This window comes from Synechocystis sp. FACHB-383 (genome assembly GCF_014698605.1).
GTDB classification, from domain to species: Bacteria; Cyanobacteriota; Cyanobacteriia; order Cyanobacteriales; family Microcystaceae; genus Synechocystis; species Synechocystis salina.
Map to the genome: position 1 here is coordinate 1 of NZ_JACJTJ010000068.1, position 5,257 is coordinate 5,257.

Annotated in this window: 1 tRNA gene and 3 rRNA genes; all 4 read left to right on the forward strand. The window is 51.0% G+C overall.

Annotation, left to right across the window (positions count from 1 at the left end):
• Window positions 1-213 precede the first annotated feature (213 nt).
• The 4 genes from H6G45_RS19215 to rrf all read left to right on the forward strand — a co-directional run bounded on the left by H6G45_RS19215 (window position 214) and on the right by rrf (window position 5,243).
• A 16S ribosomal RNA gene (locus tag H6G45_RS19215) occupies window positions 214-1,705 on the forward strand.
• 142 nt (window positions 1,706-1,847) lie between these two features.
• Window positions 1,848-1,921, forward strand: a tRNA-Ile gene (locus tag H6G45_RS19220).
• A 250-nt stretch (window positions 1,922-2,171) separates the two neighbouring features.
• Window positions 2,172-5,055, forward strand: a 23S ribosomal RNA gene (locus tag H6G45_RS19225).
• Window positions 5,056-5,125: 70 nt separating this feature from the next.
• Window positions 5,126-5,243: ribosomal RNA gene (gene rrf / locus H6G45_RS19230) — 5S ribosomal RNA — on the forward strand.
• Together the 16S, 23S and 5S rRNA genes with 1 tRNA gene alongside form the textbook arrangement of a ribosomal RNA operon.
• The last annotated feature ends 14 nt before the right edge of the window (window positions 5,244-5,257 follow it).

Here is a 5,257-nt window from a genome sequence, read left to right on the forward strand (position 1 = left end):
AGGTGAGTATATTGATAAATGCGCGGTTGAGAGCGAAAGCGACTCGAAAGCGCCCCGAACCTAGACAAAGAAATAGTTTGAGAGACAGAAACCAGACCCTTGTTAATTCAATTAACAAACCAAAGTCTGTTTCTACTTGACAAAGAGTTTAACTCAAGTCGGAAGAAATAGCAACAGAAAAGAGCCGAAACTTATAAATTGGTTATTTTTAACACAATGGAGAGTTTGATCCTGGCTCAGGATGAACGCTGGCGGTATGCCTAACACATGCAAGTCGAACGGAGTTCCTTCGGGAACTTAGTGGCGGACGGGTGAGTAACACGTGAGAACCTGCCTTCAGAATGGGGACAACAGTTGGAAACGACTGCTAATACCCAATGTGCCGAAAGGTGAAAGATTTATCGTCTGAAGATGGGCTCGCGTCTGATTAGCTAGATGGTGGGGTAAGAGCCTACCATGGCAACGATCAGTAGCTGGTCTGAGAGGATGAGCAGCCACACTGGGACTGAGACACGGCCCAGACTCCTACGGGAGGCAGCAGTGGGGAATTTTCCGCAATGGGCGAAAGCCTGACGGAGCAATACCGCGTGAGGGAGGAAGGTCCTTGGATTGTAAACCTCTTTTATCAGGGAAGAAAAAAATGACGGTACCTGATGAATAAGCATCGGCTAACTCCGTGCCAGCAGCCGCGGTAATACGGAGGATGCAAGCGTTATCCGGAATTATTGGGCGTAAAGCGTCCGTAGGTGGTTTTGCAAGTCTGCTGTTAAAGAATGGAGCTTAACTCCATAAGAGCGGTGGAAACTGCAAGACTAGAGTACAGTAGGGGTAGCAGGAATTCCCAGTGTAGCGGTGAAATGCGTAGATATTGGGAAGAACATCGGTGGCGAAAGCGTGCTACTGGGCTGAAACTGACACTGAGGGACGAAAGCTAGGGTAGCGAAAGGGATTAGATACCCCTGTAGTCCTAGCCGTAAACGATGGATACTAGGCGTGGCTTGTATCGACCCGAGCCGTGCCGAAGCTAACGCGTTAAGTATCCCGCCTGGGGAGTACGCACGCAAGTGTGAAACTCAAAGGAATTGACGGGGGCCCGCACAAGCGGTGGAGTATGTGGTTTAATTCGATGCAACGCGAAGAACCTTACCAAGGCTTGACATCCCTGGAATCCTGCGGAAACGTGGGAGTGCCTTAGGGAGCCAGGAGACAGGTGGTGCATGGCTGTCGTCAGCTCGTGTCGTGAGATGTTGGGTTAAGTCCCGCAACGAGCGCAACCCTCGTTTTTAGTTGCCATCATTAAGTTGGGCACTCTAGAGAGACTGCCGGTGACAAACCGGAGGAAGGTGGGGATGACGTCAAGTCATCATGCCCCTTACGCCTTGGGCTACACACGTACTACAATGGTCGGGACAACGGGCAGCGAGCTCGCGAGAGTAAGCGAATCCCATCAAACCCGGCCTCAGTTCAGATTGCAGGCTGCAACTCGCCTGCATGAAGGAGGAATCGCTAGTAATCGCAGGTCAGAATACTGCGGTGAATTCGTTCCCGGGCCTTGTACACACCGCCCGTCACACCATGGGAGCTGGTCACGCCCGAAGTCGTTACTCTAACCTTAGGGAGGAGGGCGCCGAAGGCAGGGCTAGTGACTGGGGTGAAGTCGTAACAAGGTAGCCGTACCGGAAGGTGTGGCTGGATCACCTCCTTTAAGGGAGACCTTTACCCCTTCATACCGAAAGCAAAGTGCAAATAGGTAGAAGTTGGTCAACCAAAAGGTCGAGCAAGGGATTAACCGAGAGGTTAAAGAGTAGAAGTCTTTCAAACTATTGCCTAGGCGAGGTAAGAGGCAAGGGCTATTAGCTCAGTTGGTTAGAGCGCACCCCTGATAAGGGTGAGGTCTCTGGTTCAAGTCCAGAATGGCCCACCTAACCAAAACAAGCCAAAAAGAAGGATAAACCCTTCAGCATCCTGTCTGATGAGAGTCAGAGGGAATGCTGGATGTAAGTCCAGTAAGAACCTTGAAAACTGCATAAAGAAAAGAGAAAGCAGGGAAAATCTGAATCTCCTTAGCTATTCGGAAGCCAACCATGGAGCCTTTGGGTGAGTGGAAAGTGGAAGAGTGGTGAATGTGAGAAGAAAGATAATCCTAGTTAGCAAAAAGAAGATCTTAATAAGGTCAAGCTACAAAGGGCTAACGGTGGATACCTTGGCACACAGAGGCGAAGAAGGACGTGGTTACCGACGAAACGCTTCGGGGAGCTGGAAACAAGCATTGATCCGGAGGTGTCCGAATGGGGCAACCCAAGTGAACTACCCGCTGAATAAAATAGGCGGGAGAGAGCGAACCTAGTGAACTGAAACATCTTAGTAGCTAGAGGAAAAGAAAACAAAAGTGATTCTCTAAGTAGCGGCGAGCGAACGGGGAACAGCCTAAACCAATGTCTTCGGAGATTGGGGTCGTGGGACAGCAACATGGACTGAATAGATTAGACGAAGCAGCTGAAAACTGCACCAGAGGAGGTGAAAGTCCTGTAGTCGAAAATCGAAGCAGCCTAGCTGAATCCCGAGTAGGTCGGAGCTCGTGGAATTCCGATTGAATCCGCCAGGACCACCTGGTAAGGCTAAATACTACTGTGTGACCGATAGCGTAAAGTACCGCGAGGGAAAGGTGAAAAGAACCCCGTTGAGGGGAGTGAAATAGAACATGAAACCGTTAGCCTACAAGCAATGGGAGCTCGATTAAACGAGTGACCGTGTGCCTGTTGAAGAATGAGCCGGCGACTTACAGGTTGTGGCAGGTTAAGGTGTGTTGCACCGAAGCCAAAGTGAAAGCGAGCCTGAATAGGGCGTTAGTCACAATTTGTAGACCCGAACCCGGGTGATCTAACCATGGCCAGGATGAAGCTTAGGTAACACTAAGTGGAGGTCCGAACCGACTAATGTTGAAAAATTAGCGGATGAGCTGTGGTTAGGGGTGAAATGCCAATCGAACCCGGAGCTAGCTGGTTCTCCCCGAAATGTGTTTAGGCGCAGCGGTTGTAAAGTCAACTTGGGGGGTAAAGCACTGTTTCGCTGCGGGCGGCGAGAGCTGTACCAAAGTGAGGCAAACTCAGAATACCCAAGAAGAAACGACCAGTAAGACGGTGGGGGATAAGCTTCATCGTCGAAAGGGAAACAGCCCAGACCACCAGCTAAGGTCCCCAAATCATCACTAAGTGAGAAAGGAGGTGGGAGTGCATTGACAACCAGGAGGTTTGCCTAGAAGCAGCAATCCTTAAAAGAGTGCGTAATAGCTCACTGGTCAAGCGCTCCTGCGCCGAAAATGAACGGGGCTAAGTGATGTACCGAAGCTGTGGACTCAGATATGAGTGGTAGGGGAGCGTTCTGTATAGGGTGAAGCACTAGCGGCAAGCAGGTGTGGACAGTACAGAAGTGAGAATGTCGGCTTGAGTAGCGAAAATATGGGTGAGAATCCCATACCCCGAAATCCTAAGGGTTCCTCCGGAAGGCTCGTCCGCGGAGGGTTAGTCAGGACCTAAGGCGAGGCTGAGAAGCGTAGTCGATGGACAACCGGTCAATATTCCGGTACTGATTATAAATTGTGGCGGGGGACGGAGAAGGCTAGTGCAGCTGGAAGTTGGTTACCAGTCCAAGCATTCGAGGCGATGAGAGACGGCGAAAACGTCTTGAGCGGAGGTGTGATGGGGAGTCTCTACGGAGACGAAGTGCATGATGTCAAGCTTCCTAGAAAAGCCCGAACCACGTTAATTTATAGTCACCTGTACCCGAAACCGACACAGGTAGGAAGGTAGAGAATACTAAGGGGCGCGAGGTAACTCTCTCTAAGGAACTCGGCAAAATTACCCCGTAACTTCGGGAGAAGGGGTGCCTCCAGCAATGGAGGTCGCAGTGAATAGGCCCAGGCGACTGTTTACCAAAAACACAGGTCTCCGCAAAGTCGTAAGACGCAGTATGGGGGCTGACGCCTGCCCAGTGCCGGAAGGTTAAGGAAGTTGGTCAGGGAGAAATCCTGAAGCTAGCGACTGAAGCCCCGGTGAACGGCGGCCGTAACTATAACGGTCCTAAGGTAGCGAAATTCCTTGTCGGGTAAGTTCCGACCCGCACGAAAGGCGTAACGATCTGGGCACTGTCTCGGAGAGAGGCTCGGCGAAATAGGATTGTCTGTGAAGATACGGACTCCCTGCACCTGGACAGAAAGACCCTATGAAGCTTTACTGTAGCTTGGAATTGGGTTCGGGCTTTGCTTGCGCAGGATAGGTGGGAGACTATGAAGTTACTCTTGTGGGAGTAATGGAGTCAACGGTGAGATACCACTCTGGTGAGGCTAGAATTCTAACTTGTTCCCGTTATCCGGGAGAAGGACAATTTCAGGTGGGCAGTTTGACTGGGGCGGTCGCCTCCTAAAAGGTAACGGAGGCGCGCAAAGGTTTCCTCAGGCTGGTTGGAAATCAGCCGAAGAGTGTAAAAGCAGAAGGAAGCTTGACTGTGAGACTGACAAGTCAAACAGGGACGAAAGTCGGCTTTAGTGATCCGACGGCACTGAGTGGAAGGGCCGTCGCTCAACGGATAAAAGTTACTCTAGGGATAACAGGCTGATCTCCGCCAAGAGTTCACATCGACGCGGAGGTTTGGCACCTCGATGTCGGCTCATCGCAACCTGGGGCGGTAGTACGTCCCAAGGGTTGGGCTGTTCGCCCATTAAAGCGGTACGTGAGCTGGGTTCAGAACGTCGTGAGACAGTTCGGTCCATATCCGGTGTAGGCGTAAGAGTATTGAGAGGAGACTTCCTTAGTACGAGAGGACCGGGAAGTACGCACCTCTGGTGTACCTGTTATCGTGCCAACGGTAAACGCAGGGTAGCCAAGTGCGGAGTGGATAACCGCTGAAAGCATCTAAGTGGGAAGCCCACCTCAAGATGAGTACTCTCATGGTGTTAAGCCAGTAAGGTCACGGGAAGACTACCCGTTGATAGGCTCTAGATGGAAGTTCAGTAATGGATGAAGTCGAGGAGTACTAATAGACCGAGGGCTTGACCTTTTTCTTCTTTTTCTTTCTCTTTTCTTGTGCAGTCTTCTGGGTTTCTTCTCAGCTATACCCAACAGTCTTTCTTGGTGTCTTTAGCGTCATGGAACCACTCCGATCCCATCCCGCACTCGGTTGTGAAATGTGATAGCGGCGACGATACTCTGGGGGTTGCCCCACGGCACAATAGTCCGATGCCAAGTTCCTCTTTCTTTGA